Source organism: Pseudoalteromonas sp. (assembly GCF_041629635.1).
Lineage (GTDB): Bacteria > Pseudomonadota > Gammaproteobacteria > Enterobacterales > Alteromonadaceae > Pseudoalteromonas.
This window is the reverse complement of sequence record NZ_JBFKMX010000263.1, coordinates 1-2,292: the sequence shown is the minus strand read 5'-3', so window position 1 is coordinate 2,292 and position 2,292 is coordinate 1. Positions and strand designations below refer to the sequence as shown.

Below are 2,292 nucleotides of genomic sequence, written 5' to 3'. Positions count from 1 at the left end.
ATTATTGGAGCAGGCTGTTTATGGTCTTGTTGAGTGGCAAAAAGAACAAATCAAAAACGCTCAGTTAGTGGCTGTTCCTGGTTGTTATCCTACAGCTGCACTTAATGCCCTTAAACCATTAAAGCAGGCCGGCTTACTTACTGATGATACTGTGATTATCAATGCGGTTTCTGGGGTGACGGGCGCTGGTCGTAAAGCCAATGTTGCAACCCACTTTTGCGAAGTGAGTCTAAAGCCTTATGGTTTATTTAATCACAGACACGGTCCTGAAATTGAAAAATACCTTGGTCACAAGGTGTTGTTCACACCGCATTTAGGCAATTTTAAACGCGGCATTCTTGAAACCATCTATGTCAAAGTAAAACCAGGCACTACTGCAAAGCAAATTGCAGAGTCATATCAAGTGCTTGCTGATGAACCTTTAATTCGTTTACTGGGCGATACAATTCCATCAATTAAAGGTGTTGAAAATTCACCGTTTGTTGATATTGGCTGGCAGTTACAGGGCGAACAACTCATTGTAGTTTCTGCGATAGATAATTTACTTAAAGGCGCCTCTGGCCAAGCGCTGCAATGTATTAATTTAACTTTAGGTTTGCCAGCTCATACTGGTTTTCAAGGAGTGAAACATGGCTAATTGGGTCATTAAGCTAGGCGGTGCTGTATTAAATAACATTGATGCAGCAAAAGCACTTATTGATGTGTTACATCAAAAACCAGAAGATAAATTTATTTTAGTGCATGGCGGTGGGTCGCTTGTTGATAGCTGGTTAAGCGATGCAGGGTTTGTAACATCAAAACACCTAGGTCTTCGTATTAGCCCGCGTGAACAAATGCCTTACATTGTGGGTGCGTTAGCGGGGTGTGCAAATAAACAACTCATGGGCGCTGCAATTAGTAATGGTCTTAAACCTGTTGGCTTAAGTCTTTTTGAAGCAGGCCTTGTTAGCAAACAAAAGCTAAAAGCCCTTGGCCAAGTGGGCACCTGTATTGAAAATGATGCCAGCGTGATTAAGTCGTTACTCGATGCGGGCTGTTTTCCAATTGTGAGCTCGATAGGTTTTGACTTAGAAGGCAATTGGTACAACGTGAATGCTGATGAAGCAGCAGCCAGTATTGCGCAGTTGCTTGATGCAGAACTTATTTTTATGACGGATGTGGAAGCGGTGTTAGACCATAAACTTAATCCATTACATCAGTTATCAAGCGATGAAATTTCTAAACTTATTGAAGAAGGAGTCATTAAAGGCGGCATGCAGGTAAAAGTAAATACCAGCTTGCAAGCTGCTCAACATTTACGACGTGGCGTTTATATCTCGAGCTGGCAAAAGCCAGAAAACTTAATCGCATTGCTCAATGGTGAGCATGTTGGAACTAAGATTACGCCATAGGAAAAATAATGACTCAACAATTTATAACAGGCTTAGAACTAAACAAAGAAGCTAATTTAAAATTACTTAACTTAGCACTACAAATTAAAAACAACCCAACGGATTTCACCGAATCTCTAAAAGGTAAATCTGTAGTAACGTTATTTGAAAAACCAAGTTTACGAACGCGTTTGTCATTCGATATTGGTATTAACAAACTCGGTGGTCATGCGGTGTATCTTGATCAACAAAATGGTGCCATGGGGCAGCGTGAATCAGTAAAAGATTTTGCCCTTAATATTTCTACTTGGGCAGATGGTATTGTGGCACGTGTAATGGCGCACAGCACATTAGAGACACTTAGTGAGTTTTCATCTGTGCCTGTGGTAAACAGCTTGTGTGACTTATACCACCCATGCCAAGCACTCGCCGATTTTTTGACGTTAACTGAAATTTACGGTGACGTTAGCCAATTAAAACTGGCTTATTTAGGTGAAGGCAACAATGTTACACACTCGCTGATGTTATTAGCAGCAAGCCTAGGTACTGACTTTGTGGCTGTGTGCCCTAAAGGTGCATCACCTGATGCACAAATTGTAAAACAGGCAGAAGCAATTGCAGCGCAAAATGGCGCATCAGTTCTGGTAAGTGACCGCATTGAAGCAGCGGTTGGTTCAAATGCGCTCTATGCTGATACTTGGGTATCAATGGGCGATAACACGCCACTTGAACAAGTAAAAGAAAAGTACATGCCGTACCAAATTAATCAAAAACTGGTTGATATGACAGGTGCCTCAAGCGTACTGCATTGTCAGCCAGCACACCGTGAATTTGAAATTACCTCAGAGGTAATGGACGGTGACAAATCATTCATAATACAACAAGCAGAAAATCGTATGCATGCGCAAAATGCATTGCTTGT

The 2,292-nt window shown here is 41.4% G+C and carries 3 protein-coding genes; all 3 read left to right on the top strand.

The genetic code is table 11. The features are described 5' to 3' along the window. A partial coding sequence (argC, locus tag ABYD77_RS18945; protein ID WP_372771645.1) for an N-acetyl-gamma-glutamyl-phosphate reductase occupies nt 1–637 on the top strand: 637 nt, incomplete at its 5' end. Then, on the top strand, nt 630–1,391 hold the full coding sequence (argB, locus tag ABYD77_RS18940; RefSeq protein ID WP_372771644.1) for an acetylglutamate kinase: 762 nt from the start codon (nt 630–632) through the stop codon (nt 1,389–1,391). The genes argC and argB, both read left to right, overlap by 8 nt. Nucleotides 1,392–1,399: 8 nt before the next feature. Next, on the top strand, nt 1,400–2,292 hold an 893-nt coding region (locus ABYD77_RS18935), incomplete at its 3' end, for an ornithine carbamoyltransferase (protein ID WP_372771643.1).

Excerpts from the sequence above, each read along its gene's own strand:
- argB (WP_372771644.1), top strand. The coding sequence starts at position 630 with ATGGCTAATTGGGTCATTAAGCTAGGCGGTGCTGTATTAAATAACATT.